Source organism: Vibrio sp. 970 (assembly GCF_033339075.1).
Genome location: NZ_JAWOTW010000589.1, coordinates 1 through 582, shown reverse-complemented (window position 1 = coordinate 582; position 582 = coordinate 1). Strand labels below are relative to the sequence as shown.

Annotated in this window: 1 pseudogene; it reads right to left on the bottom strand. The window is 49.5% G+C overall.

The annotated features are described in order from the left end of the window. Window positions 1-582: pseudogene (locus R7Q11_RS28050) on the bottom strand (recombination factor protein RarA); the annotation flags it as partial.

Below are 582 nucleotides of genomic sequence, written 5' to 3'. Positions count from 1 at the left end.
CCCATGTCTTTCATCAGACTGGTGGGTGCATTACGCAAGTGATGCGGCACTTCATATTCAGGCAAGTTATGTGCGTCAGTGAGCGCTTGTTTCCAAGCAACATAAACGGCATTACTCTTTGGAGCGCACGCGAGATAAACAATTGCTTGAGCAATCGCACGCTCACCTTCTGCTGGACCAACGCGTGTAAAACAGTCCCACGCGGAGAGTGCCACTTGCATGGCTCTAGGGTCCGCATTGCCGACATCTTCCGATGCTATCGCAAGTAATCGGCGGGCAATGTAAAGTGGATCACAACCTGCAGCTATCATACGAGCAGCCCAATACAAAGCGGCATCTGGGTTTGATCCACGAATAGATTTGTGCACAGCGGAGATCAAATCGTACCAAATGTCGCCTTTATTATCGAAGCGAGAGACTTTCTCCCCGGCTACTTCAGCAAGCAGTTTGAGTGTTATCTCTTTTTCACCCTGCGCATTGTCCTCTGCCATATCGTAGAGAAGTTCAAGGTAGTTAAGCGACATGCGAGCATCGCCGTTCACCAACTCGGCTAGACGGTCTAACACATTATCAGCAAAGTTC